We start from the raw sequence: 24,039 nt of genomic DNA, 5'->3' as shown, positions 1-24,039 counted from the left end.
GCGAAGTGGGGCCGCAGCCTGGAAGCTGCGGCCCCTACTGGCCGAAGAACAGCACGGCCGCGATGACCACCGAGGCACCGACGGCCGAAAGCGTTCCTGCCCCCTGAAGCACGCCCATGCGGTAGAGCATGAGGGCAAAGCCGATAATCACCGGGGCCGCGACCATCAGGCCGAACTGCGCGTCGCTCATGAAACCATCCTTTTCTGCCGCCACCATGCCGCGTTCCGCCGGGTCCATCTTTGTGCCTGCGCAAAGAAGGCCGCGGCCCGGCCTGCTAGGGAAAGGCCATGACGGCAGCGAATGATCTCGGCACGGCGGCAACGAAGGTGGAGAGCGGGGAAGCGGATTCCCTGCTTTTATGGATTCTGGTCTGGAGCGAACTTGCCGTCTTCGGGGCGCTGCTCGTCGCCTTCATGGTGTTGACGGTGCTCGATCCGCAAGGGGCGGCGCTGTTTCGCGCCCATCTTCATCCGGGGCTTGCGGCCGCGAACACCATCATACTCGTGCTGAGCGGCTGGCAGGCGGCGCTGGCGGTGCGGCTCAGCGCCGGGGAAAGGGCGGCTCGCCGTCCCCTCGTCCTGGCGGCGCTGCTCGGCTTCGCCTTCGCCGTGGTGAAGGCCTTCGAATATACGCTCGAAGTGAAGGCGGGTGTCGGCGGTCTCGGCACGCTTGCCGAACTCTATTTCCTCGTCACCGGCTTCCACCTGCTGCATGTCGTCTTCGGCGCGGCGGTCCTGCTTCTCGTCGCCCGGCGGCCGTCGCGCGGCAATGTCGTGATGATCGCGACGCTCTGGCACGCGATCGATCTCGTCTGGCTGGTCATGTTCCCCATCATCTATCTGACGTGAGGATTTTCCGATGACCCGACAGGCCCGCGAACAGTTTATCGCCACCCTCGCCATGCTGCTGACGCTCGCCGCCGGCGGTGCCTTCGTCGGCGGGCTTTCGGGCGGGCTGCTGGTGCCGGTCGCCGCCGTGCTCGTCATGGCCTATGCGAAGGGCCGCCTCGTCATCCTCGATTTCATGGAACTGCGGGCGAACCGCGGCTTCATGCGCTCGGCGCTGCTCGCCTGGCCGGCGACGCTGCTGTCCCTCGCGCTCGTGCGCGCGCTCGCCATCAACTTGATCGGCTGACGAACCGCCCCGGTCTTTGCCTATTCGCAAAGAAGGCTTTTCTCCCGCGGCTAGAACCGGAGACGTCCCGCAGGCCGGCGAGGGGATCGCCGGCAACCGATCGGCGGGGTTTTGGCGCCGGGCCTCTCGGGTTCGGCAAGGGAAAGGACCAGGGGATGGCAGAGCGCCTAACCAAGACCGGGGCCCGCAACGTCTTCTATGGCGGGTCCATCTTCTTCTTCACGATCTTCGTGGGGCTTACGGCCCACTCGCACTATTACATGCGCACCACCTCGACGGACGAGGCGACGCTCTCCGACAGCGTCACCCGCGGCAAGCACGTCTGGGAAAAGAACGCCTGTATCAACTGCCACACGCTGCTCGGTGAAGGCGCCTATTTCGCGCCCGAGCTCGGCAATGTGTGGAAGCGCTACGGCGGCGCGGAGGACCCGGAGGGTGCGCGCGAGGCCTTCAAGGCCTGGATGGCCGCCCAGCCGAGCGGGGCGGAGGGCCGGCGGCAGATGCCGCAGTTCAACCTCACCGAACAGGAACTCAACGATCTTGCCGACTTCCTCGAATGGACGAGCAGGATCAAGACCCAGAACTGGCCGCCGAACGATGCCGGCTGAGCGACAGGCCTGAGGAGAAAAGACATGAAATATCAGACACAGAAGGTCGCCATGCTGTATTTCTACGGCGCGCTCGGCCTGTTCCTCGCGCAGGTGGCCTTCGGGGTCCTCGCCGGCACGATCTACGTGCTGCCGAACACGCTCTCCGAGCTCCTGCCCTTCAACATCGTGCGCATGATCCACACCAATGCGCTCGTCGTGTGGCTGCTCATGGGCTTCATGGGCGCGACCTACTACATGATCCCGGAGGAGACCGAGACCGAGCTGTTCAGCCCGAAGCTCGCCGTCCTCCAGTTCTGGCTGTTCTTCGTGGCGGCGGGGCTGACGGTCGTCGGCTATATGTTCCGCATCCATGAGGGCCGCGAATTCCTCGAGCAGACCTTCATCGCCAAGGTCGGCATCGTCGTCGTCGTGCTGATGTTCCTCTTCAACATCACCATGACCGCGCTGAAGGGCCGCAAGACCACGGTCATCAACATCCTGCTGTTCGGCCTGTGGGGCCTTGCGCTCTTCTTCCTCTTCGCCTTCTACAATCCGGCGAACCTCGCGCTCGACAAGATGTACTGGTGGTACGTCATCCATCTGTGGGTCGAGGGCGTCTGGGAGCTGATCATGGCCTCCGTGCTCGCCTTCCTGATGATCAAGATCAACGGCATCGACCGCGAGGTCGTGGAAAAGTGGCTCTACGTCATCGTCGGCCTCGCCCTCTTCTCGGGTATCCTCGGCACCGGCCACCATTATTACTGGATCGGCGCGCCGGGCTACTGGCAGTGGATAGGCTCGCTATTCTCGACGCTGGAAGTGGCGCCCTTCTTCACCATGGTCATCTTCACCTTCGTGATGACCTGGAAGGCGGGCCGCAACCATCCGAACAAGGCGGCGCTGCTCTGGTCGATCGGCTGCTCGGTCATGGCCTTCTTCGGCGCGGGCGTCTGGGGCTTCCTGCACACACTGTCGTCGGTGAACTACTACAGCCACGGCACGCAGGTCACCGCCGCGCACGGGCACCTCGCTTTCTTCGGCGCCTATGTGATGCTGAATCTCGCCATGATGGCCTATGCGATCCCCGAGATCCGCGGCCGCCAGCCCTACAACCAGTGGCTCTCGATCGCCTCGTTCTGGATCATGTGCACGGCCATGTCTGTCATGACCTTCGCGCTCACCTTCGCGGGCGTCGTGCAGATCCACCTGCAGCGCGTGCTCGGCGAAAGCTTCATGGACGTGCAGGACCAGCTCGCGCTGTTCTACTGGGTCCGCCTCGGCTCGGGCGCCGTCGTCCTCGTCTCGGCGCTGATGTTCATCTGGGCGGTGCTGGTGCCCGGCCGCGAGCGTGCCGACAGCCTCACCCGGATGGTCCAGCCGGCCGAGTGAGCGCTGGCCGGCCCCGTCATCCCGCGGGGCCGGCACATTTTCCTCTATGAACCTGGAGACCGACATGAACGTGATGCTCAAGGCCGCGCGCGCCGACATCCCCGCCTACAGCCCCTCCGGCAACGAATGCGCCCTGTTCGAGACCGCCTGGACGCGGCAGCTTCCGCTGCTCCTGAAGGGACCGACGGGCTGCGGCAAGACCCGCTTCGTCAGCCATATGGCCGCAAGGCTCGGCCTGCCGCTCTCCACCGTCTCCTGCCATGACGACCTTTCGGCTGCCGACCTCACCGGCCGCTACCTGCTGAAGGGTGGCGATACCGTCTGGGTCGACGGCCCGCTGACCCGCGCCGTGCGCGAGGGAGGCGTCTGCTACCTCGACGAGATCGTCGAAGCCCGCAAGGACGTCGCCGTGGTGCTCCATCCGCTCACCGACGACCGCCGCATCCTGCCGCTGGAGCGCACCGGCGAGGTGCTGGAAGCCCCCGCCGGCTTCATGCTCGTCGTCTCCTACAATCCCGGCTACCAGAACCTCCTGAAGGCGCTGAAGCCATCGACGCGCCAGCGCTTCGTCGCCATTGAGTTCGACTTCTTGCCGAAGGCGGCCGAGATCGCCGTCGTCGCCACGGAAAGCGGGCTGGACGAGGCGCGCGTCGCCCCGCTCGTCGCGCTCGCTCACCGGCTGCGCGCCCTCAAGGGCCACGATCTGGAGGAGGGCGTCTCCACGCGCCTTCTCGTCTATTGCGCCTGCCTCATCGACAGCGGCATGACGGTGCGCGAGGCGGTCCGCGCCGCCATGATCGAGCCGCTCACCGACGAGCCGGACGTCCGCACCGCGCTTCTCGAAATCGCCGACGCGATGATCCGCTGAGGCCCGCCATGCTGGATTTCCTGGAGCTGGAGGAAACCGTCGGCCGGGCCTGGCACAGGCTCGTCGGCAACACTGCCACATGGCAACGCCACCCGGATCACACCGTCCGGCTGGAGGACGTCCGGCCCGTGCTCGCCGTCTGCTTCCGTGGCTTCGGCGGGGAGGGCGCGGTGCAGATCGCGCCGGCGCGCGGGCGCACCTCGACGCACCGCCTGCGGCTGCGCCAGCGCATGGGGCTCGGCGAGGAGAAGCTGGTGCAGCCCGGCCGCGACCACGCGACGCTGATGCTGCCCGGCGAGATCGCCCTCTTCGCCGACCGCGGCCTCAACCGCGACCTCTATGTCTGGCTCGCCGCCGCCATGGCGGTCATGCCGCTGGACCAGGTGACGCATGCCGACCCGCTCCAGCGCGACCTTGCGATCCTGGCGCGGGCAGAGGCGACGGCGAAGGCGGTGCTTGCCGCCTTTCCGGGCCTTGCTCGGCGCTATCGTCGGCTTTGCGCCGCGACGCTTGCAGCGCGCCGCAGTCGGCCGCTTCCGTCCATCGAACGCCATATCGAGAACCGCATCCTCGGCCTGCTGAAGAAAGGGGCGGGGCTGGCCGACGACATGCTGCCGGTCATCTTCCCCCATCGTGCCCCGCCCGGCTACCTACCCATGCTGCCGGTGCCGCTCTGGCCGGATGCGCTCGCCCGCGAGGACGGCGAGGGACGAGGAGAGGACGACCAGCCGGCGAGCGGCGGCGATCCACAGGCCGCCGAGACCGGCCGGCATGTGGCTGAGCGCGAGAAGGCGGAGAACCGCAAGAGCGAGCGCAGCCCCTTCATCCTCAATCGCTTCGAGAAGATCCTTGCCATGGCCGAGATGGTCAATGTCGATCGCCCCGGCGACGACAGCGACGACCACGACGCCTCCGCCGCCGACGAGCTGGACGACATGACGCTCGGCGAGCGCAAGGGAAGGCCCGCCGCCCGCTTCCATTTCGATCTCGACCTGCCGCCGGAGGCGCTCGACCGCACCCGGCTGACCGGCGAATACACCTATCCCGAATGGGACTACCGCACGGCGACCTACCTGCCGGACCATTGCCGCGTGCTCGCCTCGCCTGCGCCGGACACGGCCGCTGTGCCGGAGGCCGATGCCGACACGAAGAGCCTCATCCGCCGCGTGCGCCGGCAGTTCGAGGTGCTGCGGCCGCGGCACGAGATGCTGCGCGCACAGCTCGACGGGGCGGAACTCGACCTCGACGCCGTGGTCAGGGCGCGCAGCGACCTTGCCGCCGGCGGGCAGGGCAGCGACCGCATCCACCTGATGAGCCGGCCGCAGGCGCATGACCTTGCCGTCACCATCCTCGTCGACGTCTCGCTCTCGACCGACGCCTGGTTCGACAACCGCCGGGTGCTCGACGTCGAGAAGGAGGCGCTGACGGTGCTCGCTCATGGCCTTGCCGCCTGCGGCGACAACCATTCCATCCTCACCTTCACCTCGCGCCGCCGCTCCTGGGTTCGCATCGAGACGGTGAAGGATTTCGGCGAGCCGATGGGCCATGGCGTGGAGGCGCGCATCGCGGCGCTGAAGCCGGGCTTCTATACCCGGATCGGCCCGGCGATCCGCCATGCGGCGGCCAAGCTCCGCGAGCAGCCGAACCGCCGCAAGCTCCTCCTCGTCCTCACCGACGGCAAGCCGAACGACGTGGACCACTACGAGGGCCGCTTCGCGCTGGAGGACAGCCGCCGCGCCGTGACGGAGGCGCGCCGTACCGGCGTCAGCGTGTTCGGGGTGACGGTCGACCGGGAGGCGCAGGCCTATGTGCCGGCCATGTTCGGCCGCAATGGCTATGCCATCGTCAGCAATATCGCCAGGCTGCCTGCGGCGCTGCCGGCGATCTATCGCGGTCTTGTGGGATAGAGGACGCAGGACCAGCGCGGAAAGGCCCGGCATGCCGCACCATGCCGGGCCTTTCTCGTTTCAGGCGGCCTTGCTGTGGGTGCGGGCGAACTGGTCGATATAAGCGTCGAAGGCCGCAGCGACGGCGCGGATGATGAAGCGATGGTCCTGCCGCACGGTGATCGTGCCGCCGCGGATGTCGACCGCCCCGTCCTGTTCCAGCGCCGCCAGTCGGGCATTGCCCTCGATAAGCGCCGCCGGATCGAAGCCGTGCCGGCCGGCGATGGTGCCGACATCGGCGCGGAAATCGCACATCAGCCGCTCGATGATCTCGGCACGCAGCCGGTCCTCCGGCGTGATGCGGTAGCCCTTGACGGTCGCGAGCCGGCCGGAGGCGATGCGCTGGGCGTAGAGCCCGGGCGGCACCTCGTTCTGGACGTAGCCTTCCGGCGTGCGCCCGATGGACGAGGCGCCGAAGCCGATCAGCGTCGTGCAGGCATCCGTCGTGTAGCCTTGGAAATTGCGGTGCAACCGGCTGCGCCTTGCCGCAAGCGCAAGGCTGTCGGCCGGCAGGGCGTAATGGTCGAGGCCGATGCGGACATAGCCGGCGGCGGCAAGCGTCTCGGCGATGGCCTCGGCCTGCTCGGCGCGCATCGCCGCATCCGGCAGGGCGCGCTCGTCGATCAACCGCTGGTGCTTCTTGAAGGAGGGGATATGCGCATAGCCGAAGACGGCGAAGCGCTCCGGCCGCATGGCGATCGCCGCCCGCGCCGTCTCGATGCAGGAGGCCACCGTCTGGTGCGGCAGGCCGTAGATGAGGTCGAAATTGATGCCGCCGATGCCGGCCTTGCGCAGCCGCTGAACGGCATCCAGCGTCTGCGCCTCGCTCTGGATACGGTTGATCGCCTTCTGCACGACGGGATCGAAGCTCTGCACGCCGAGGCTGGCGCGGGTGACGCCGGCCTCACCGAGCGCATCGGCCATGTCGGGCGTCAACGTGCGCGGGTCGATCTCCACGGCGATCTCCATGCCGGCCGTGAAGGCGAAGCGGGCACGCATCAGGCCGATCAGGTCGCGGAACTCCTCCGGCTGCATGATCGTCGGCGTGCCGCCGCCGAAATGGACGTGGCGGATCCTCGGCCGGTTGCCGACCCTGTCGGAGACGAGGCCGATCTCCTTTCGCAGCATGTCGATATAGTCGAGGATCGGCTCGTCGCGCTGGGTGATGGTCGTGTGACAGCCGCAGTACCAGCACATCGACCGGCAGAAGGGAATGTGCAGGTAGAGCGAGGCATCGGTGCCCGGCGCGATGCCGGAGAGCCAGTCGCCATAGGTGCCCGCGCCGACGGAAGGCGAGAAGGCGGGTGCGGTCGGGTAGCTCGTGTAGCGCGGCAGCCGCGCCTCGCCGTATTTCTCGATCAATGCCTGTTGCATGGCGCGCTCCTTCTTTCGTTCGGTCGATTGACGAAAGCCTAAGAGCCGGCGCGCGGGGCTTCTTTGCGAAAAGCCAAGCAAGACGCCATCGCCCCGGCAAACCGGGAATTGTTTGCGCATGGTCAAAGTGGCGGGACGGGCGCGGCGCTAGCCTTGGCCGGTTCCGTTCGGGTCGGGCCGTGCCCTTGCGGAACGCAAACCGGAGCGGCCGGGACGGAACACCCGAACATGTCAGACCTTCAGGAAAAGCCCCTCATCGATGTCCGCACGGTCCCGCCGCGCGAACGCCATCCGCGCATCTTCGGCATGCTCGGCGCGCTGCTTCCCGGCAAGTCGATGCTGATCACCAGCGACCACGATCCGCGTCCGCTGCACTACCAGCTCGAGACGAATTTCCCCGGACAGTTCGGCTGGGACTATCTGGAACAGGGGCCGGAGGTCTGGCGCGTCGAGATCGACCGGCTGGAAGACGGCGGCTGCGATTGCTGCTGCGGCTCCGATCACTGAGCCTTCCGCGGCGAGGAGGAATCAAGATGCCGGGCGCCACGCTTTCCCGCTGGACCATGTCCTACTTCGCCGTCGCCTGCCTGATGCTCCTTGCGGGGCAGGGGCTGATGGTCGCCGGCTACGGCTATCCGGCCGCCGCCATCGGCGCGCCGGAGACGCTGGTCCACGTCCATGTCCTCGCCATCGGCTGGCTGAGCCTGCTGATGGCGGGCGCGCTCCTGCAATTCGTGCCGGTGCTCATCGCCCGGCCGCTGGTCGGCGGCCGGTTCGCGGCCCCGGCGCTGGCGCTCGTCGTCGGCGGCCTCGGCCTGCTCGTCGCCGGCTTCGTCGCGCTTTCCGGCCTCGTCGACCTACCGCCCCTTCTCCTGCCGGCCGGCGGCGGGCTGCTGCTCCTCGGTTTCGGCCTCGTCGTCGCCATCCTCGCGGCGACGCTCCACGCGGCGCGGCCCCTGCCGCTGCCCGCCCGCTTCGTCGCCCTGGGGCTCGCCGCGCTCACGGCGACGGTCCTCGTCGGCGCGACCTTCACCCTCGCCCTTTCCGGCATCGTCGATGCCGAGCCCTTCGCCCGGCTGGTCGCCGACGGCCTGGGGCTGCATGCGGCGCTCGGGCTCGGCGGCTGGCTCAGCATCACCGCCGTCGGCGTCAGCTATCGCCTCCTCGCCATGTTCCTGCTCGCGCCGGAAATCGAGCGTCGGACGAGCCATGCGGCCTGGTGGGCGACGGCACTGGCGATCGGCCTCATCGCGGCCTGCATTCCGCTCGTGCTTCTCGCCGTCTCCGGCGTGGGCCTGCTCTTCGCCGCGGCGCTCCTCTTGTCGCTGGTAGCGGCGCTGCTCTATGGCGGCGATGTCCTGCATCTCTACCGCGCGCGCAGGCGCAAGCAGGCGGAGCTGAACATCCGCGCGACCTTTCCGGCCTTCGCCGCGCTCGCCGTCTGCGTCCTCCTCGTCAACATCCCCGCCGTGCGGGAAGGGGACGGCGTCGCGGCGCTCGTCTATCTCTTCGTCTTCGGCTGGCTGACGGGGCTGGGGCTTGCCCAGCTCTACAAGATCGTCGCCTTCCTCACCTGGCTGGAAGCCTATGGGCCGGTTCTCGGCCGCGCGCCGGTGCCGCGGGTGCAGGATCTTGTCGAGGAAGGCCGCGCGCGTATTCTCTTCCTGATATACTACGGTGCGGTGGCCGCCGCCGCGCTGGCGCTTCTCGCGGGTGCGGCGGGCGCGTTCCGTCCCATCGTGTGCATGCAGCTTCTCGCGACGCTGGCCCTGATGCGCGAATTCGTCCGCACGCGCCGCCTCGCCATCGTGCCGGCGGCGCTGCGCGCGCCGGACGGCGCGGTGCGGCCGCACCTTTTCCTGCCCCTTTCCCTCTCAAGGAGATGACCGATGCCCGATGTTTCAACCGAGATCGCACCGAAAGTCCTCGACGTGCGGCCGATCCTCCAGAACGGCGGCGAGCCGTTCCAGGAGATCATGCAGGCGGTGCGGGAGCTCGCGCCCGGGCAGGGGCTGAAGCTCGTCGCCCCCTTCCGCCCGCAGCCGCTCTTCCGCGTCATGGAGGGCCGCGGCTTCGATCATGAGGCCCGCGAGATCGCGGACGGTCACTGGGAAGTGCTGTTCACGCCGCAGCCTGCCGCATCGGTCGAGACCTCGGCCGATGCCGGCAATCCCGAGACCTGGCCCGATCCCTCCTTCCATCTCGACCTCTCGGACCTCGATCCGCCGGAACCGATGGTGCGCCTCCTCGCCGCCGCGGAAAAGCTGGAGGCGGGCGAGGTGCTTTTCGCGCTGCTCTCGCGCGAGCCGGTGTTCCTGTTCCCCGAACTCGTCAAGCGTGGCCACCAGTGGGCCGGCAATTTCGATGAGGCCGGCACCGCCTACCGCATCCTCGTGCGGGCCGGCCGGCCGAAGGGGTGAGCGCGATGGAAGACGAGGAAAAGGCCGCGCTCGCGGACGATATCCGCAACGCGCTGCGCATGATTATCGACCCGGAGATCGGCCGCAACATCGTCGATCTCGGCCTGATCTACGACGTCGCGGTGGAAGAGGGCGGCGTCGTCCGCGTCACCATGACCACGACGACGCGCGGTTGCCCGGCGAGCGGCTATCTGAAGGAAGCGGTGGGCAATTGCGTCTGGCATGTGCCGGGCGTGGAATATGCCGAGGTGCATATGACCTACGAGCCGCCGTGGACGCCGGACATGATGGACGCATGAACGAGAGACGGCCCGGAGATATCCGGGCCGTTTTCGCCTTCAGAGCGGCGTGCGCCGCTTGCGCGCGAGGATCGGCGCATATTCGAACGAGAAGAGGCCGAAGGCGATGATCCAGAGTAGGCCGGCGACGGCATAGATCGTGGCGCTCGCATCGGGCAGGATCTCGCCGAGCGGGCGCACCAGCGCGCAGAGGATCAAGGCCGCATAGGCGGCGATCGTCAGGCGCGAGGCCGTCAGCGCATGGCCGGTATGGCCGAGGCTCGCGCGCGTCATCATCGCCAGCATCATGCAGGCGACCCCGCCGACCGAAAGAAGATGCAGCACCGACCGCTCCTCCAGGAGGCCGAGCGCGCTGACGCCGATGGCGGCAAGGCCGAGCGGGATGAAGGCATAGGCGGCGTGCAGCACGAGCAGCAGCTTTTCCGGCGCCACCGTCCATCCGCGCCAGCGGTAGAGGCGGGCGGCATGCACGAGGGCGGCGGCAGCGCCGAGCACCGCCGTGACGGGATGGTCCGGCGCGGCCGCCCAGGCGGCGAGCGCCGCCACGCCGCCGAGAATGGCGACGGTGTCGTAGCGGTTGTACGGCACGGGAAAATCCGTGCGGCCGAACTTGTTCAGCCAGTTGCGCGTGAAGCTCGGCACGATGCGGCCGCCGACGATCATCACCAGCACGATATAGGCCGAAACGGCAAGGCGCAGCGCCATGTGGTCATGGCCGCCGTCGATCACCGCGACATGGAAGATGCCGTTGGCGAGCGACAGCGCCAGCAGGCCGCCCAGCACCTTCAGGTCCTTCCACTTGCGGCCCGCCACGACTTCGCGCGTGCAGATGGCGAGCAGCACGGGAAGGAACAGCCCGTCGATCACGGCGGCGGCCACGACGCCGATCCCGTCCGTGGCGAGCAGCGCGAGGCGCCCGGCGCACCAGAGGGCGAAGAGGCCGCCGAGCGGCCAGCCCGACACCGGCAGGCGCCCCGTCCAGTTCGGCACGGCCGTCAGCAGGAAGCCGGCGAGCACGGCGGAGGCGAAGCCGAAGAGCATTTCGTGCGCATGCCAGTTGGCCGCGCCATAGTCGCCGGCAAGGTCGATCCGCCCGGAGATCGCCGCGATCCACAAGGCCATCGCCACGATGGCCCAGAGGCCGCCGCCGAGGAAGAAGGGCCGGAAACCGTAGGAAAACAGCACCGGCCCCGTGCGGGAAAGGCCGCGCGGGACGGCGCGGCTGACGCGCGCGGCGGATTGGCTTGCAGTCATGATCGCTGCTCCTTTGCAAATGACCGGTCCCTTCTAGGGCAGGCGCGGTGCCGCTTCTTTGCGAGATGGCAAAGAGCAAATCGGCGCCTGCCAAAATGCCGCAGCAACCTGAAGGGGTAATTTGAGCCAACACAAAGAGGACGGCGCGAATGCTCCTAGAACAGAAGGGACAGGGCGATACACCGCCTCGTCCTTTGAAAAGGAGATAAGGCAATGACTGAGCAGCTTCAGATGACTCGCCGCACGATCCTGGGCGGAGCCGCCTTTGCGGGCGTCCTGACGCCGATCATTGCGGCCTCGATGGCGCATGCCGAGGGCGGCGCGGCGGAAGCCGGCAAGGCCGCACCGGCCGACATCGCCAGGCTGGAGCGGGTGAAGGTCGAGCTGGTCAAGCCGCCCTTCGTCCACGCCCATAGCCAGAAGGCCGAAGGCGGACCCAAGATCTACGAATTCACCATGACGATCGAGGAAAAGAAGATGATCCTCGACGACAAGGGCACGGAAGTCCATGCCATGACCTTCAACGGCTCGGTCCCCGGCCCGCTGATGGTGGTGCACCAGGGCGACTATGTCGAACTGACGCTCATCAACCCAGAGACGAACGAGCTGCAGCACAATATCGACTTCCATTCGGCCACCGGCGCCCTCGGCGGCGGCGCGCTGACCGTGGTCAACCCGGGCGAGCGGACGGTGCTGCGCTTCAAGGCCACCAAGGCCGGCGTCTTCGTCTACCATTGCGCACCTCCCGGAATGGTGCCCTGGCACGTCACCTCGGGCATGAACGGCGCCATCATGGTGCTGCCGCGCGAGGGCCTGACGGACGGGCACGGCAAGGAGCTGACCTATGACCGCGTCTACTATGTCGGCGAGCAGGACTTCTACGTGCCTCGCGACGAAGCGGGGAACTACAAGAAGTACGACAGCGTCGGCGAGGCCTATGACGACACGCTGAAGGTCATGCGCACGCTGACCCCGAGCCACATCGTCTTCAACGGCGCGGTCGGGGCCCTCACCGGCGAGAACGCCCTGAAGGCCGAGGTGGGCGAGAAGGTGCTGATCGTGCATTCGCAGGCCAACCGTGACACCCGTCCGCACCTCATCGGCGGCCATGGCGACTATGTCTGGTCGACCGGCAAGTTCCGCAACGTGCCGGATGTCGACCAGGAGACCTGGTTCATTCCGGGCGGCACGGCGGGCGCGGCCTTCTACACCTTCGAGCAGCCGGGCATCTACGCCTATGTCAACCACAACCTGATCGAAGCCTTCGAGCTCGGCGCGGCCGCGCATTTCACGGTCACGGGCGAGTGGAACGACGACCTGATGACCTCGGTCACGCCGCCGAACGGCGTCTGACGCTCCCCGGTGCGCCCGTCCTCAGGCGGGCGCATCCTTCCGGGCCGCCGCCGGCGGTCCGGTTCCCCATCGGCGCCGTCCCGGACGCCGAACGATCGTCCGGGCGCGGTGCAAGGAGGCCACCATGGCTGCACTGACATCGGGCACATCCTGGACGTCGCTCACCCTTCCCGCCCTCTTGCTCGCCGCCCTCGCCGCCCTCGCCGGGGCGCTCGCGGTCAAGACCGACCTCGTCGGCGGCGCGCCGGTTGGCCATGTGCTGGACGAGCCGCTGACGGTGGAGATCGCCCCGCGCAGCTTCACCTATCGCGAGAGCGGCGAATTCTACCGCGCCGGCTATGCCGTCGACGGGCCGCAGAAGACCGTCACGGCAAGCCGTGCGCTCACCATCATGAAATACCAGGTCACGGCCGCCGATTACGGGCGCTGCGTGGCGGATGGCGCCTGCGCGGCGGCCGAGCCCGGCTTCGCCCCGAAGGACGCCGCCGACACACCCGCGACCGGCGTCAGCTATGACGACGCGGCCGCCTATGCCGCCTGGCTCAGCGCGCGCACCGGCGAGATCTGGACGCTGCCGAGCGACCGGGACCTCGCCTTCGCCGCCGGGGAACGCTTCCCCGACGATGCGCTCGGCGTCGATATCGACAGCACCAATCCGGCGGAACGCTGGCTGGCGGACTATCGCCGCGAGACGGCGCGCAAGGCCTCGCGCGATCCCGTTCCCCAGCCGCTCGGCCGCTTCGGCGAGAACGAATACGGCCTTGCCGATTTCGCCGGAAATGTCTGGGAATGGACGACGACCTGCAATCGCCGCGTCAATCTCGACAAAGCGGGCGAGGTGCTGAACGACACCTCCTCCTGCGGCATCTATGTCGCCAGCGGCAAGCACCGCGCGGCGATGAGTTCCTTCGTGCGCAATCCCAAGGGCGGCGGCTGCGCCGTCGGCGTGCCGCCGGACAATGTGGGGTTCCGGCTCGTCAAGGATACCCGCTGGTACGCGCCGCTCCTCGCCGCATTCCGGGCGCGCGGCATCCCGCTCTGAACTTCCGGCGGGCGGCAAGGCGTGATAGAAGCCGGTAACCTTCACGCCGATGACGGCACGCGAGAGGAACGCGACCTTGAAAATCGACCGGACCGTCGTCCGCTCGCTCGCCCTGTTCGAGAGGATGAGCGACGAGGACCTCGACAGGCTTCTCGCCCATGCGACCGCGCGCCGCGTGGCGCAGGGCGACGCCGTCTTCGAGCAGGGCCAGCAGGCGGCGAGCTTCTTCCTCCTCCTGCATGGCCGGCTCAAGGTGACGCAGGTGACGGAGGACGGCCAGCAGATCATCGTGCGCGTCGTCCATCCCGGCGATCTCTTCGGCTTCGCCAAGGCCCTGCAGCGGGCGGACTATCCCGGCACCGCGCGGGCGGCGACGGAAAGCGTGATCCTCGGCTGGCCGACGGACCTCTGGCCGCATTTCGTCGAGCAGAATCCCCGCCTTGCCGTCACGGCCATGCAGACGATCGGCCAGCGGCTGGAAGAGGCCCATACCCGCATCCGCGAGATGTCGACGCAGGAGGTGGAGCGCCGCGTCGCCCATGCCGTGCTGCGGCTTTCGCAGCAGGCCGGAAGGAAGGAAGCGGATGGCGTGCGTATCGACTTCCCGATCTCGCGGCAGGACATCGCCGAGATGACCGGCACGACGCTGCACACCGTTTCGCGCATCCTGAGCGCCTGGGAGTCCCGCGGCCTCGTCGAGGGCGGCCGGCAGAAGCTGCTCATCCGCGATCTGCCCGGCCTTTCATCGCTCGCCGACGGCGCGCGCGACTGAATTGCCCCGATGCGGGTGTATCAAGCTTAAAATTATCGAAGCACATCCGGTTGTGATGCTCTTGCATGGCAATTTAGTAAATCTGTAAACATCAATCGTTGTATTTTTGCAAATATATCGACAGTTGATATTTATCAATTACAGCAAGACGATGCCGTATAATTGATTATACTTCCTTTTCCGCCTGCGAGTGCTATACTTTACTCAGTGCTCTTGTCGCGGAGGAACGAGGCTTGTCCGAAGTCACGACAGAACATCTGTCGCCGGAGGCTGGAAAGCCGAGCCGGCGCCGTGAATTGATCACTTTCTTCATTCTTGCCTTCGGCATCTGGCCCATCGTCGCGGTGGGGGTGGTCGGCGGCTACGGCTTCCTCGTCTGGATGTTCCAGATCGTCTACGGGCCCCCCGGCCCGCCCGGGCACTGAGGAGCGTCGCGATGAAGCGGGAGGCCTTGTCGAGACGCGATTTCCTGAGCGGCGGGAAGCGGAGCGAAGCCGCCTGCATCCGGCCGCCGGGCATCGTGGAAGACGCGCTTGCTGCCTGCACCGGCTGCGACCAATGCGTCGAGCATTGTCCGGCCAGCATTATCAGCCTGGCCGATGGCCTGCCGGCGCTCGATTTCACCCTCGGCGAATGCACCTTCTGCGGCGCCTGCGCGGAGCACTGTCCCGAGCCGGTCTTCACGACCGGCCATATTCACCGTTTCGACCACATCGTTTCCTTTGCCGCCACCTGCCTGTCGTTCCAGCGGGTCGACTGTCAGGCCTGTCGCGACGTCTGTCCGACGGCGGCGATCCGCTTCCGCCCGGTGCGCGGCGGGCCTTTCGTGCCGGACCTTATCGCGAGCGCCTGCACCGGCTGCGGCGCCTGCATTTCCGTCTGTCCCGTCGGTGCGGTCGCAGCCGTGCCGCTGAACGCGGAGGCTATCCATGCCTGAGGCGCGGCCCCATCACATTTCGAGCGCGGTGATCGCCGCCAAGCCCGGCTGCCTCGACAGCATCCTTGCGGCCCTTGCGGGCTTCGAGAATGTCGAGGTGCACGGCGCGGACAAGGGCAAGATCGTCGTGGTGATCGAAGGGCCGAGCACCGGCGTACTCGGCGATACGCTCATGCGCATCTCCCTCATCGACGGCGTGATCGCCGCCAACATGGTTTTCGAACAGATCTATACGGAAGAGGACGAGGCTGATGGGCAGCGAACTGACGCGGCGTGATATCCTGAAGGCGCAGGCGGCGGGTGTCGCGGCAGCAGCAGCCGGCATCGCGCTACCCGCCGCCGCCCAGCCCGTGCCGGGCGGCGTGAGCGCGCTGGAGATCAAGTGGGACAAGGCGCCCTGCCGCTTCTGCGGCACGGGCTGCGGCGTCATGGTGGGCGTCAAGGAAGGCAAGGTCGTCGCCACGCATGGCGACATGCAGGCCGAGGTCAACCGTGGCCTCAATTGCATCAAGGGGTACTTCCTTTCCAAGATCATGTACGGCGCCGACCGCCTGACGACGCCGCTCCTGCGCAAGCGGAACGGCGCCTATGCCAAGGACGGCGAGTTCGAGCCCATCACCTGGGAAGAGGCCTTCGACGTGATGGCCGAGCAGGCCAAGAAGGTGCTGAAGGAGAAGGGTCCGACCGCGCTCGGCATGTTCGGCTCCGGCCAGTGGACGATCTTCGAGGGCTATGCTGCGACCAAGCTGATGCGCGCCGGCTTCCGCTCGAACAATCTCGATCCGAACGCCCGCCATTGCATGGCCTCGGCCGCCTACGCCTTCATGCGCACCTTCGGCATGGACGAGCCGATGGGCTGCTATGACGATTTCGAGCATGCCGACGCCTTCGTGCTCTGGGGCTCGAACATGGCGGAGATGCACCCGATCCTCTGGACACGCATCGCCGACCGGAGGCTCGGCAACGAGCATGTGCGCGTGGCGGTGCTCTCCACCTTCACCCATCGCAGCATGGACCTTGCGGATATCCCCATGGTCTTCAAGCCGGGCACCGACCTCGTCATCCTCAACTACATCGCCAATCACATCATCCAGTCCGGCCGGGTGAACGAGGATTTCGTCAAGAACCACACGAAATTCGTGCGCGGCGTCACCGATATCGGCTACGGCCTCAGGCCCGACGATCCGAAGGAAACGAAGGCGGCGAATGCCGCCGATCCCACCAGGACCGAAGCGATCGACTTCGAGGCCTTCAAGGCGCATGTCGCCGAATACACGCTGGAAAAGGCCGTGGAGATGACCGGCGTCGAGGCCGGCTTCCTCAAGCAGCTCGCCGAGCTCTATGCCGACCCGGACCGCAAGGTCATGTCGCTCTGGACCATGGGCTTCAATCAGCATGTGCGCGGCGTCTGGGCGAACCAGATGGTCTACAACCTGCATCTTCTGACAGGCAAGATTTCCGAGCCCGGCAACAGCCCGTTCTCGCTGACCGGCCAGCCGTCCGCCTGCGGCACGGCGCGCGAGGTCGGCACCTTCGCCCATCGCCTGCCGGCCGACATGACCGTGACGAACCCGGAGCATCGCAAGCATGCGGAGGAAATCTGGCGCATCCCGCATGGCATCATTCCGGAAAAACCGGGCTATCACGCGGTTGAGCAGGACCGGATGCTGAAGGACGGCAAGCTCAATTTCTACTGGGTGCAAGTCAACAACAACGTCCAGGCCGGGCCCAACACCGCGAACGAGACCTATCAGGGTTATCGCAATCCGGAGAATTTCATCGTCGTCTCGGATGCCTATCCGACGATCACGGCGATGAGCGCCGACCTCGTGCTGCCGGCGGCCATGTGGGTGGAGAAGGAAGGGGCCTATGGCAATGCCGAGCGGCGCACCCATGTCTGGCACCAGCTCGTGCAGGCGCCCGGCGAGGCTCGCTCCGATCTCTGGCAGCTCGTCGAGTTCTCCAAGCGCTTCACCACGGACGAGGTCTGGCCGGTGGAGATTCTCGCCGCCAATCCCCAATACAAGGGCAAGACGCTCTATCAGGTGCTTTATGCCGAAAGCGATGTCGCGAAATTCCCCATCGACGAGGTGAAGCCGGACCACGACAACAACGAGGCGCAGCATTTCGGCTTCTACATTCAGAAGGGCCTCTTCGAGGAATATGCCACCTTCGGCCGCGGCCATGGCCATGACCTTGCACCCTATGACACCTATCACGAGGTCCGCGGCCTGCGCTGGCCCGTCGTCGACGGCAAGGAAACGCTGTGGCGCTACCGCGAGGGTTACGACCCTTATGTGAAACCTGGCGAAGGGGTGAAGTTCTACGGCAACAAGGACGGCAAGGCGGCGATCATCGCCGTGCCCTACGAACCGCCGGCCGAGTCCCCGGATGACGAATACGACACCTGGCTCGTCACCGGCCGCGTGCTGGAGCATTGGCATTCCGGCTCGATGACCATGCGTGTGCCGGAGCTCTTCAAGGCCTTCCCCGGCGCGCGCTGCTTCATGAATGCGGACGATGCCCGCAAGCGCGGCCTCAACCAGGGCTCCGAGATCCGCATCGTCTCGCGGCGCGGCGAGATTCGCTCGCGCGTCGAGACGCGCGGGCGCAACCGCATGCCGCCCGGCGTGATCTTCGTGCCGTGGTTCGATGCCAGCCAGCTCATCAACAAGGTCACGCTCGACGCCACCGATCCCATCTCGAAACAGACGGATTTCAAGAAATGCGCAGTCAAGATCGAACCCGTCGCCTGACCCCTTCTCCAGGGTGGGTTTTCGCTGCCATCGGCGCAGCCGTCATCGCCACGAGCGCCATGGCGCAGATGGTGCCGCAGCTGTCCGGCCCGGATGGCGACAAGATGCAGACCCTGCCGGCCGATCCGCTGCCGAAATGGGTCATCGACGATGTCCGGCGCATGCGCGCCTATCCTGAGCAGCCGCCGATCATCCCCCATTCGATCGACGGCTACCAGCTCTCGGTCAATGCCAACCGCTGTCTCTCCTGCCACAAGCGCGAGTTCTCGCAGGATGCCGGTGCGCCGATGATCAGCATCACCCATTACATGACCCGCGAGGGCCAGATGCTCGCCGACGTCTCGCCGCGCCGCTATTTCTGCACCGCCTGCCATGTGCCGCAGGCCGACCGCAAGCCGCTCGTCGGCAACACGTTCAAGGACATGAGCGAGCTGGGTGTCACGCAGGCGGGAAGTGAATGACGATGGCGCGCATCAAGGCAATCCTGCTCTGGGTATGGACCCTCTTGACGACGCCGGCGGCAACGCTCAGCCTCGCCTTCCTGACACTCGGCGGCTTCGTCGGCGGCGTCATGTTCTGGGGCGCATTCAACACGGCGCTGGAACTGACCAACACGGAAAAGTTCTGCACCTCCTGTCACGAGATGCGGGACAATGTCTATCAGGAGCTGACCAACACGGTGCACTTCACCAACCGCTCCGGGGTGCGCGCTTCCTGTCCGGATTGTCATGTGCCACACCAGTGGACCGACAAGATCGCCCGCAAGATGCAGGCGTCCAAGGAGGTCTGGGGCAAGATCTTCGGAACGATCAACACGCGCGAGAAATTCCTCGACAAGCGCCTGGAGCTTGCCAAGCACGAATGGGCGCGCCTCAAGGCGAATGACAGCCTTGAATGCCGCAACTGCCATTCCGCCGTCGCGATGGATTTCACCAAGCAGACCCAGCGCGCCGCCGACATCCACGCGAAATATCTGCTGACCGGCAAGGCGACCTGTATCGACTGCCACAAGGGGATCGCGCACGAGCTTCCCAACATGGAAGGGGTCGATCCCGGCTGGAAGATGCCGAAGGACCTCGAGGGCCGGGAACTGCCGGCCGCCTCGAACGATGCCATTGGCGACCTGCGCCGCGCCGTCGCCAGCGCGCATGGCATGACGACGTATTGAAGGTCGCTTCGGAGATGGCGGAACCTGCGCTCGGCAGGGCGAAGGCGTCGACGTGTTCCATAAGACCGTGATGCGGACGGCTCGCCCCCTTGAAACCGCGATGGCCAACGGGTATCCGACCCCTTGATCCGAAACGCAGAACCATCGACAGGTTGACCGGCATGGCCCCCGACTTTCTCGTAACCCATTCCGGCGGCTTCCATGCGGACGAGCTGCTGTCGAGCGTGATCCTGACGCGTCTGTTCCCCGCTGCCCGCCTCGTTCGCAGCCGGGCGCCCGAATGGATTACGCCGGGTCCGGACAGGATCGTCTATGATGTCGGCGGCGCCTATGATCCGGATGCCGGGATTTTCGATCATCACCAGCGCGGCGCGCCGCTGCGCGACGATGGCCAGCCGTTCAGCTCGTTCGGGCTGATCTGGCGCCGGTTTGGCCGGGACTACCTGAAGGACCTCGGCATTCCCGCTTCCGATATCGACGCCCTCCATGCGGGCTTCGACCTCGATTTCGTGCTGCCGGTCGACCTCATGGATAACGGTGCGCTCAGCTCCTCGGCGGCCGGCGCCCTGAGCAAGCTGACCCTGCCGGTCCTTCTGGAAACGCTCAAGCCGGTCTTCGACGACCGGGCGCCGGATGCGGACGACCGGGCCTTTCACGCCGCGCTTGCGATCGCGCGCAGTTTCGTCGAGGCGACCATAGGGCAGGCGGCCGCGAAACTGCGTGCCGAGGCCATCGTTCTCAGGGCGATCGCCGCGGCCGGCGATGGGCGCGTGCTCGAACTGCCGATGGGAATGCCTTTCCGGCCTGCCATCGTGAAGGCGGGCGCCGATCATCTTCTCTTCGTCGTCCATCCGCGCGATACCGATTGGTGCCTGACAGGCATCCGGCGGTCGAGCGACGGCTTCGAGCTGCGGGCAGATCTTCCTGCGGCCTGGGCCGGCCTGACCGGCGAGGCCCTCGCCGCGGCTTGCGGCGTTGCCGGCGCAACCTTCTGCCACAACGGCCGCTTCATCGCCGCGGCGAAGACCCGGGAGGCTGCGCTTGAAATGGCGAGGATCGCGGTCGAAGCCGCCGTGCAGGAAGATGGGGTTCTCGCCGCGACGTAAGGGCGGCACCCACGACGTTTTCCGCCATCGTAACGAGCGGTAGCCGTGTGGGACATGCATCCGGTATTTCTACAAGGCTTGAAGCGTTTGCGGATGGAATGCCGCACGGACGCCGCTGAAGCCATGGCTTGCCGGTCACGGAGCCAGATGAGGCAAGCGTGACGGGCCTTCCGTACGCTCCGCTGGCACCGTTCACCTTTATTTCCCATTCATCGTTCCCAGCGCGCATCGCGGCAGCGAACGGCGCTATTTTGTCGCGTCGCTGGCTATGTTAAAGTGGTATATTATTTACCTCATTAATAGGAGCGGTCATGGATCAGAACGAAATCCGCAAGCCTCTGGTGTTCTCCGGCGAGAATGTCAGCGGCAGAGATGTCGAGGGAAGCAGCCTTGTGCCGATGCTTGTCGTCGGCCTGATCCTGATCGCGATCGGCTATGCGGCCGTGATGATCTTCGTCTAGGTCGTCATCGTGCGTGGTGCTCGGCTCCACGCAGAGGCCGGCTACCGCTGGGGCGCGGGGCCTGAAGTTGACAGGACGTCGAGGTGCTGTGCGCCGATCGTGCCGTCGGCTTCCACCACGGCCTGCCAGCGCCGGTTTCCGCAGCGCACCGAAAGCCGCCACCGGCCGGCATCCTCTCCCTCGCCGCGCTCGACGCGCGATACGACGAGACCCCGGCGCATGTAGTCGCGAAAAGTCTGCGTCGGCCAGCCGAACCGTTCAGCGAGCATGTCCGCCGGCAGCAGGAACTGTCCATCTACATCCCGATTGAGAACGAACGGCGCGGTCATGGGTGCATCTCCACTGGCATCGTCGTTCCCCTCATGCCGCCTGGATATCGATGTCGAGCAGGGGGCGAAGCAGGGCCCGGTCCAGTACGATGTCCGCCAGCGTGTATTTGTCGAGAACGGCCAGGAAGGCGCCGAGCGCCTCGTGCAGCATGCCCTTCAGCCGGCAGGCCGGCGAGATGACACAGCGACCGCCTCCGGCCTGCATGCATTCGGCGAGCGAGAATTCCTCCTCCGTCGCCCGCACCAATGCCCCGATGCCGATGTCTTCCGGCTTCTTGCCGAGACGAATGCCGCTGCTACGGCCACGCACGGTTTCGACAAGGTCGAGATCGCGCAGCGTCTGCGCCACTTTGAGGAGGTGGTTGCGCGACAACCCGTAGGCCTCCGCCACGTCGTTGACGGTGCAGACGCCGTCCCGCCGGCTGGCGAGATAGATCAGCATGCGCAGGGCATAGTCGGTATGAAGCGTCATCCGCATCGGTATCGTCCGAAGCCGCGGCCGGCATTGAAGTATCTGTCACGCCACTTTTAACGCAATGGCTGCTCCGTTGAAAGAGCAATAGGGTCGCAGCACCGGACCGGTCCGGGTCCGGTGCGCTCCCGACCCTTTACTGCGCCTGCGGCGGCACGACATGGCGGCGGTTGATGCTCGACGGGCGTCCCTTGATGGAAAGGGCAGTGTCGCGCTTTTCGCGTTCGGCCACGACCTTGCCTTTCGCGACGACACACAGGCGCTCGGCCCGCAGGCGCACCGCCTCGATGGGGTTGCCTGCGTCGAGCACTACAAGGCTCGCCGTCTTGCCGACCTCCAGCCCGAGATGATCGAGCCCCATGATGGCGGCATTGACCTTCGTGACCATGTCGAAGCAGGTGCGCATGTCGGCCGGCGAGGACATCTGCGCGACGTGCAGGCCCATGAAGGCGACGTCGAGCATGTCCGCGGTGCCGAGCGAATACCAGGGATCGAGCACGCAGTCCTGGCCCCAGCCGACGCGGATGCCGTGTTTCAGCATTTCCGGCACGCGGGTCATGCCGCGGCGCTTGGGATAGCTATCGTGCCGGCCCTGCAGCATGATGTTGATCAGCGGATTGGGAATGGCCGAAACCCCGGCCTCGGCGATCAGCGGCAGCAGCTTGGAGACGTAGTAGTTGTCCATCGAATGCATGGACGTCAGGTGGGAGCCGGCCACGCGGCCCTGCAGGCTGAGCCGCTGGGTCTCGTAGGCGAGCTGCTCGATATGGCGAGACAGCGGATCGTCGGTCTCGTCGCAATGCAGGTCGACCATCAGGCCGCGTTCGGCGGCGATCTCGCAAAGCTCGGTGACGGAACGCCTGCCATCGTCCATGGTGCGCTCGAAATGCGGAATGCCGCCGACGATGTCGACGCCCAGGTCGAGCGCGCGGATGGTGTTTTCCCGCGCGTTGGGAGAGCGGTAGAGGCCGTCCTGCGGGAAGGCGACGAGCTGGAGGTCGATATAGGGTGCGATCTCCTTCTTCACCTCGAGCAGCGCCTCGACCGCGAGAAGCCGGTCGTCGCAGGTATCGACATGGGTGCGGATGGCGAGCAGGCCCATCGAGACGGCCCAGTCGCAATAGGCGAGCGCCCGCTCCTTGACGGCTTCATGGGTGAGGAGCGGCTTCAGCTCGCCCCAGAGCGCGATGCCTTCGAGCAGCGTGCCGGAGGCATTGATGCGCGGCAGGCCGTAGGACAGCGTCGCATCCATGTGGAAATGCGGGTCGATGAAGGGCTGGCTGACGAGGTTGCCGGTGGCATCGACCACGCGGCCGGCCGCCGCTTCGAGGCGTGGCTCGATGGCGGCGATCTTCTCGCCCTTGATGCCGATATCGGCGACGGTTCCATCGGGCAGCGTACCGCCCTTCACGATCAGGTCGAAACTCATCTTTCGCCTTTCTGGTAGGGGATCATCAAAGCTTTGGGATAGGTGGCGCGGCGCGCGACCAGGATCAGCGCCAGGATCGACAGCGCATAGGGCATCATCAGGAAGACCTGATAGGGCACGATGCCGCCCGATATCTGCTGAAGACGGACCTGGTAGGCATCGAAGGCGGCGAACAGGATGGCGCCGATCAGCGCCTTGCCCGGCCGCCAGGAGCCGAAGACGACGAGCGCGATGCAGATCCAGCCCCGGCCGTTGATCATCTGGAAGAAGAAGGAATTGAAGGCCGAGGTGGTGAGGAAGGCGCCGCCGAGCGCCATCAGCGCGCTGCCGGCGACGACCGCGCCCATGCGGATGCCGGTCACCGAAATGCCCTGTGCCTCGACGGCCGAGGGATTTTCGCCGGCCGCCCTGACGGCAAGGCCGACCGGCGTCCGGTAGAGGGTCCAGGCGACGACCGCCACCGAGAGGAAGGCGAGATAGGTCAGCGGCGTCTGCGTGAACAGCGCCTCGCCGACCACGGGGATCTTCGACAGGCCCGGGACGGGCCACGGCTGGAACGGCTCGATCTTCGGCGGCGACGTCACCTCCGGCAGGAGGAGGCGGTAGGTGAAATAGGTGAGGCTGGTGGCGAGCAGCGTCACGCCGATGCCGACGACGTGCTGCGACAGGCCGAGCGGCACGGTGAGCGTGGCATGCAGCAGGCCGAACAGCGCGCCGACGAGGGCGGCGACCACAAGCCCCGTCCAGAGATCGCCGCCGGCATAGACGGTGAACCAGCCGGCGAAGGCGCCCGCCGTCATGATGCCCTCGATGCCGAGATTGAGGACGCCCGCGCGCTCGCAGATCAATTCGCCCATGGTGGCGAAGATCAGCGGCGAGGCGATGCGGATCGCGGCGACCCAGAAGGAGGCGGAAAAGAGGATGTCCAGCGCGTCCATG

At 66.5% G+C, this 24,039-nt stretch carries 28 protein-coding genes; 21 read left to right on the top strand and 7 right to left on the bottom strand.

The annotated features are described in order from the left end of the window. Nucleotides 1–34 precede the first annotated feature (34 nt). Entirely contained in the window at nt 35–190 is a 156-nt protein-coding gene (locus ShzoTeo12_RS26310; protein ID WP_162911266.1) for a hypothetical protein, read from the bottom strand. Between the two features lie 98 nt (nt 191–288). Between ShzoTeo12_RS26310 and ShzoTeo12_RS26305 the strand changes: the two genes are divergently transcribed. From ShzoTeo12_RS26305 to ShzoTeo12_RS26280, 6 genes are all read left to right on the top strand, one after another. Further along, entirely contained in the window at nt 289–849 is a 561-nt protein-coding gene (locus ShzoTeo12_RS26305; protein ID WP_318913160.1) for a cytochrome c oxidase subunit 3, read from the top strand. Between the two features lie 10 nt (nt 850–859). Beyond that, nucleotides 860–1,135 carry a cytochrome C oxidase subunit IV family protein gene (locus tag ShzoTeo12_RS26300; protein WP_318913158.1) on the top strand — a complete coding sequence of 92 codons (276 nt, stop codon included), beginning with the start codon at nt 860–862 and terminating at the stop codon, nt 1,133–1,135. A gap of 155 nt (nt 1,136–1,290) precedes the next feature. Then, nucleotides 1,291–1,743: a c-type cytochrome gene (locus ShzoTeo12_RS26295; RefSeq protein ID WP_119255383.1), complete on the top strand. Its 453-nt coding sequence runs from the start codon at nt 1,291–1,293 to the stop codon at nt 1,741–1,743. A gap of 24 nt (nt 1,744–1,767) precedes the next feature. Then, nucleotides 1,768–3,114 carry a nitric-oxide reductase large subunit gene (locus ShzoTeo12_RS26290; protein WP_318913156.1) on the top strand — a complete coding sequence of 449 codons (1,347 nt, stop codon included), beginning with the start codon at nt 1,768–1,770 and terminating at the stop codon, nt 3,112–3,114. A gap of 64 nt (nt 3,115–3,178) precedes the next feature. Beyond that, on the top strand, nt 3,179–3,982 hold the full coding sequence (locus ShzoTeo12_RS26285) for a CbbQ/NirQ/NorQ/GpvN family protein (RefSeq protein WP_318913155.1): 804 nt from the start codon (nt 3,179–3,181) through the stop codon (nt 3,980–3,982). Nucleotides 3,983–3,990: 8 nt separating this feature from the next. Next, a complete protein-coding gene (locus ShzoTeo12_RS26280) occupies nt 3,991–5,889 on the top strand; it encodes a nitric oxide reductase activation protein NorD (protein WP_318913154.1) in 1,899 nt (632 codons plus the stop codon). 60 nt (nt 5,890–5,949) lie between these two features. On the opposite strand, the gene hemN is transcribed toward ShzoTeo12_RS26280, so the two are convergent. Continuing rightward, nucleotides 5,950–7,302, bottom strand: coding sequence for an oxygen-independent coproporphyrinogen III oxidase (hemN, locus tag ShzoTeo12_RS26275; protein WP_318913153.1), 1,353 nt, complete (start codon nt 7,300–7,302; stop codon nt 5,950–5,952). A 228-nt stretch (nt 7,303–7,530) separates the two neighbouring features. Here hemN and ShzoTeo12_RS26270 point away from each other — a divergent pair, with 228 nt between their 5' ends. The 4 genes from ShzoTeo12_RS26270 to ShzoTeo12_RS26255 are packed head-to-tail and all read left to right on the top strand — an operon-like array spanning nt 7,531 to nt 10,021. Further along, on the top strand, nt 7,531–7,809 hold the full coding sequence (locus tag ShzoTeo12_RS26270; RefSeq protein WP_119255378.1) for a DUF2249 domain-containing protein: 279 nt from the start codon (nt 7,531–7,533) through the stop codon (nt 7,807–7,809). Nucleotides 7,810–7,835: 26 nt separating this feature from the next. After that, nucleotides 7,836–9,188 carry a hypothetical protein gene (locus ShzoTeo12_RS26265; protein WP_318913151.1) on the top strand — a complete coding sequence of 451 codons (1,353 nt, stop codon included), beginning with the start codon at nt 7,836–7,838 and terminating at the stop codon, nt 9,186–9,188. A 3-nt stretch (nt 9,189–9,191) separates the two neighbouring features. Next, nucleotides 9,192–9,722, top strand: coding sequence for a DUF2249 domain-containing protein (locus ShzoTeo12_RS26260; RefSeq protein WP_318913149.1), 531 nt, complete (start codon nt 9,192–9,194; stop codon nt 9,720–9,722). A gap of 5 nt (nt 9,723–9,727) precedes the next feature. Beyond that, complete coding sequence (locus tag ShzoTeo12_RS26255) at nt 9,728–10,021, top strand: metal-sulfur cluster assembly factor (RefSeq protein WP_313192007.1); 294 nt, start codon at nt 9,728–9,730, stop codon at nt 10,019–10,021. A gap of 39 nt (nt 10,022–10,060) precedes the next feature. Here the strand turns inward: ShzoTeo12_RS26255 and ShzoTeo12_RS26250 are convergent, their stop codons facing one another. Further along, nucleotides 10,061–11,275: an NnrS family protein gene (locus tag ShzoTeo12_RS26250; protein ID WP_318913146.1), complete on the bottom strand. Its 1,215-nt coding sequence runs from the start codon at nt 11,273–11,275 to the stop codon at nt 10,061–10,063. 213 nt (nt 11,276–11,488) lie between these two features. Between ShzoTeo12_RS26250 and nirK the strand changes: the two genes are divergently transcribed. From nirK to ShzoTeo12_RS26195, 11 genes are all read left to right on the top strand, one after another. Next, on the top strand, nt 11,489–12,628 hold the full coding sequence (gene nirK, locus ShzoTeo12_RS26245) for a copper-containing nitrite reductase (protein WP_318913144.1): 1,140 nt from the start codon (nt 11,489–11,491) through the stop codon (nt 12,626–12,628). Nucleotides 12,629–12,752: 124 nt separating this feature from the next. After that, nucleotides 12,753–13,670, top strand: coding sequence for a formylglycine-generating enzyme family protein (locus ShzoTeo12_RS26240; RefSeq protein WP_318913143.1), 918 nt, complete (start codon nt 12,753–12,755; stop codon nt 13,668–13,670). Between the two features lie 76 nt (nt 13,671–13,746). Next, on the top strand, nt 13,747–14,442 hold the full coding sequence (locus tag ShzoTeo12_RS26235; protein ID WP_119255371.1) for a Crp/Fnr family transcriptional regulator: 696 nt from the start codon (nt 13,747–13,749) through the stop codon (nt 14,440–14,442). A gap of 257 nt (nt 14,443–14,699) precedes the next feature. Then, a complete protein-coding gene (gene napE, locus ShzoTeo12_RS26230) occupies nt 14,700–14,867 on the top strand; it encodes a periplasmic nitrate reductase, NapE protein (protein ID WP_413251205.1) in 168 nt (55 codons plus the stop codon). Nucleotides 14,868–14,878: 11 nt separating this feature from the next. Next, entirely contained in the window at nt 14,879–15,379 is a 501-nt protein-coding gene (napF, locus tag ShzoTeo12_RS26225) for a ferredoxin-type protein NapF (protein WP_318913139.1), read from the top strand. Next, nucleotides 15,372–15,656, top strand: a complete 285-nt coding sequence (locus ShzoTeo12_RS26220; protein WP_318913136.1) for a chaperone NapD — start codon at nt 15,372–15,374, stop codon at nt 15,654–15,656. Before napF ends, ShzoTeo12_RS26220 begins: the two co-directional genes overlap by 8 nt. Further along, on the top strand, nt 15,631–18,135 hold the full coding sequence (napA, locus tag ShzoTeo12_RS26215) for a periplasmic nitrate reductase subunit alpha (RefSeq protein ID WP_318913135.1): 2,505 nt from the start codon (nt 15,631–15,633) through the stop codon (nt 18,133–18,135). The genes ShzoTeo12_RS26220 and napA overlap by 26 nt, the downstream gene beginning before the upstream one ends. Further along, nucleotides 18,105–18,596: a nitrate reductase cytochrome c-type subunit gene (locus tag ShzoTeo12_RS26210; protein ID WP_119255367.1), complete on the top strand. Its 492-nt coding sequence runs from the start codon at nt 18,105–18,107 to the stop codon at nt 18,594–18,596. Before napA ends, ShzoTeo12_RS26210 begins: the two co-directional genes overlap by 31 nt. A 2-nt stretch (nt 18,597–18,598) precedes the next feature. Then, the gene (locus ShzoTeo12_RS26205) at nt 18,599–19,303 is read left to right on the top strand and encodes a cytochrome c3 family protein (RefSeq protein WP_318914379.1); all 705 of its coding nucleotides are present in this window, start codon (nt 18,599–18,601) and stop codon (nt 19,301–19,303) included. A gap of 161 nt (nt 19,304–19,464) precedes the next feature. Beyond that, entirely contained in the window at nt 19,465–20,409 is a 945-nt protein-coding gene (locus ShzoTeo12_RS26200) for an MYG1 family protein (RefSeq protein ID WP_318913133.1), read from the top strand. 311 nt (nt 20,410–20,720) lie between these two features. Further along, nucleotides 20,721–20,870, top strand: coding sequence for a hypothetical protein (locus ShzoTeo12_RS26195; protein WP_162911265.1), 150 nt, complete (start codon nt 20,721–20,723; stop codon nt 20,868–20,870). A gap of 41 nt (nt 20,871–20,911) precedes the next feature. Here the strand turns inward: ShzoTeo12_RS26195 and ShzoTeo12_RS26190 are convergent, their stop codons facing one another. The 4 genes from ShzoTeo12_RS26190 to ShzoTeo12_RS26175 form a co-directional block, all read right to left on the bottom strand. Beyond that, on the bottom strand, nt 20,912–21,199 hold the full coding sequence (locus tag ShzoTeo12_RS26190; RefSeq protein ID WP_245424755.1) for a DUF6522 family protein: 288 nt from the start codon (nt 21,197–21,199) through the stop codon (nt 20,912–20,914). A gap of 31 nt (nt 21,200–21,230) precedes the next feature. Then, a complete protein-coding gene (locus ShzoTeo12_RS26185; protein ID WP_318913130.1) occupies nt 21,231–21,677 on the bottom strand; it encodes an Rrf2 family transcriptional regulator in 447 nt (148 codons plus the stop codon). Nucleotides 21,678–21,807: 130 nt separating this feature from the next. Then, nucleotides 21,808–23,100, bottom strand: a complete 1,293-nt coding sequence (locus ShzoTeo12_RS26180) for an amidohydrolase family protein (protein WP_318913128.1) — start codon at nt 23,098–23,100, stop codon at nt 21,808–21,810. Then, nucleotides 23,097–24,038, bottom strand: coding sequence for an ABC transporter permease (locus ShzoTeo12_RS26175; protein WP_318913127.1), 942 nt, complete (start codon nt 24,036–24,038; stop codon nt 23,097–23,099). Before ShzoTeo12_RS26175 ends, ShzoTeo12_RS26180 begins: the two co-directional genes overlap by 4 nt. Nucleotide 24,039: the final 1 nt, after the last annotated feature.

The organism is Shinella zoogloeoides (assembly GCF_033705735.1).
GTDB lineage: Bacteria > Pseudomonadota > Alphaproteobacteria > Rhizobiales > Rhizobiaceae > Shinella > Shinella zoogloeoides_A.
Note: the sequence above shows the minus strand (reverse complement) of the source record. Positions and strands in the feature narration are given on the sequence as shown.

What these genes read in the sequence shown, in the direction of transcription:
- ShzoTeo12_RS26310 (WP_162911266.1), bottom strand. Translation starts at nt 190, where the DNA reads ATGAGCGACGCGCAGTTCGGCCTGATGGTCGCGGCCCCGGTGATTATC.
- ShzoTeo12_RS26305 (WP_318913160.1), top strand. Translation starts at nt 289, where the DNA reads ATGACGGCAGCGAATGATCTCGGCACGGCGGCAACGAAGGTGGAGAGC.
- ShzoTeo12_RS26300 (WP_318913158.1), top strand. Translation starts at nt 860, where the DNA reads ATGACCCGACAGGCCCGCGAACAGTTTATCGCCACCCTCGCCATGCTG.
- ShzoTeo12_RS26295 (WP_119255383.1), top strand. Translation starts at nt 1,291, where the DNA reads ATGGCAGAGCGCCTAACCAAGACCGGGGCCCGCAACGTCTTCTATGGC.
- ShzoTeo12_RS26290 (WP_318913156.1), top strand. Translation starts at nt 1,768, where the DNA reads ATGAAATATCAGACACAGAAGGTCGCCATGCTGTATTTCTACGGCGCG.
- ShzoTeo12_RS26285 (WP_318913155.1), top strand. Translation starts at nt 3,179, where the DNA reads ATGAACGTGATGCTCAAGGCCGCGCGCGCCGACATCCCCGCCTACAGC.
- ShzoTeo12_RS26280 (WP_318913154.1), top strand. Translation starts at nt 3,991, where the DNA reads ATGCTGGATTTCCTGGAGCTGGAGGAAACCGTCGGCCGGGCCTGGCAC.
- hemN (WP_318913153.1), bottom strand. Translation starts at nt 7,302, where the DNA reads ATGCAACAGGCATTGATCGAGAAATACGGCGAGGCGCGGCTGCCGCGC.
- ShzoTeo12_RS26270 (WP_119255378.1), top strand. Translation starts at nt 7,531, where the DNA reads ATGTCAGACCTTCAGGAAAAGCCCCTCATCGATGTCCGCACGGTCCCG.
- ShzoTeo12_RS26265 (WP_318913151.1), top strand. Translation starts at nt 7,836, where the DNA reads ATGCCGGGCGCCACGCTTTCCCGCTGGACCATGTCCTACTTCGCCGTC.
- ShzoTeo12_RS26260 (WP_318913149.1), top strand. Translation starts at nt 9,192, where the DNA reads ATGCCCGATGTTTCAACCGAGATCGCACCGAAAGTCCTCGACGTGCGG.
- ShzoTeo12_RS26255 (WP_313192007.1), top strand. Translation starts at nt 9,728, where the DNA reads ATGGAAGACGAGGAAAAGGCCGCGCTCGCGGACGATATCCGCAACGCG.
- ShzoTeo12_RS26250 (WP_318913146.1), bottom strand. Translation starts at nt 11,275, where the DNA reads ATGACTGCAAGCCAATCCGCCGCGCGCGTCAGCCGCGCCGTCCCGCGC.
- nirK (WP_318913144.1), top strand. Translation starts at nt 11,489, where the DNA reads ATGACTGAGCAGCTTCAGATGACTCGCCGCACGATCCTGGGCGGAGCC.
- ShzoTeo12_RS26240 (WP_318913143.1), top strand. Translation starts at nt 12,753, where the DNA reads ATGGCTGCACTGACATCGGGCACATCCTGGACGTCGCTCACCCTTCCC.
- napF (WP_318913139.1), top strand. Translation starts at nt 14,879, where the DNA reads ATGAAGCGGGAGGCCTTGTCGAGACGCGATTTCCTGAGCGGCGGGAAG.
- ShzoTeo12_RS26220 (WP_318913136.1), top strand. Translation starts at nt 15,372, where the DNA reads ATGCCTGAGGCGCGGCCCCATCACATTTCGAGCGCGGTGATCGCCGCC.
- napA (WP_318913135.1), top strand. Translation starts at nt 15,631, where the DNA reads ATGGGCAGCGAACTGACGCGGCGTGATATCCTGAAGGCGCAGGCGGCG.
- ShzoTeo12_RS26210 (WP_119255367.1), top strand. Translation starts at nt 18,105, where the DNA reads ATGCGCAGTCAAGATCGAACCCGTCGCCTGACCCCTTCTCCAGGGTGG.
- ShzoTeo12_RS26205 (WP_318914379.1), top strand. Translation starts at nt 18,599, where the DNA reads ATGGCGCGCATCAAGGCAATCCTGCTCTGGGTATGGACCCTCTTGACG.
- ShzoTeo12_RS26200 (WP_318913133.1), top strand. Translation starts at nt 19,465, where the DNA reads ATGGCCCCCGACTTTCTCGTAACCCATTCCGGCGGCTTCCATGCGGAC.
- ShzoTeo12_RS26195 (WP_162911265.1), top strand. Translation starts at nt 20,721, where the DNA reads ATGGATCAGAACGAAATCCGCAAGCCTCTGGTGTTCTCCGGCGAGAAT.
- ShzoTeo12_RS26190 (WP_245424755.1), bottom strand. Translation starts at nt 21,199, where the DNA reads ATGACCGCGCCGTTCGTTCTCAATCGGGATGTAGATGGACAGTTCCTG.
- ShzoTeo12_RS26185 (WP_318913130.1), bottom strand. Translation starts at nt 21,677, where the DNA reads ATGCGGATGACGCTTCATACCGACTATGCCCTGCGCATGCTGATCTAT.
- ShzoTeo12_RS26180 (WP_318913128.1), bottom strand. Translation starts at nt 23,100, where the DNA reads ATGAGTTTCGACCTGATCGTGAAGGGCGGTACGCTGCCCGATGGAACC.
- ShzoTeo12_RS26175 (WP_318913127.1), bottom strand. Translation starts at nt 24,038, where the DNA reads ATGGACGCGCTGGACATCCTCTTTTCCGCCTCCTTCTGGGTCGCCGCG.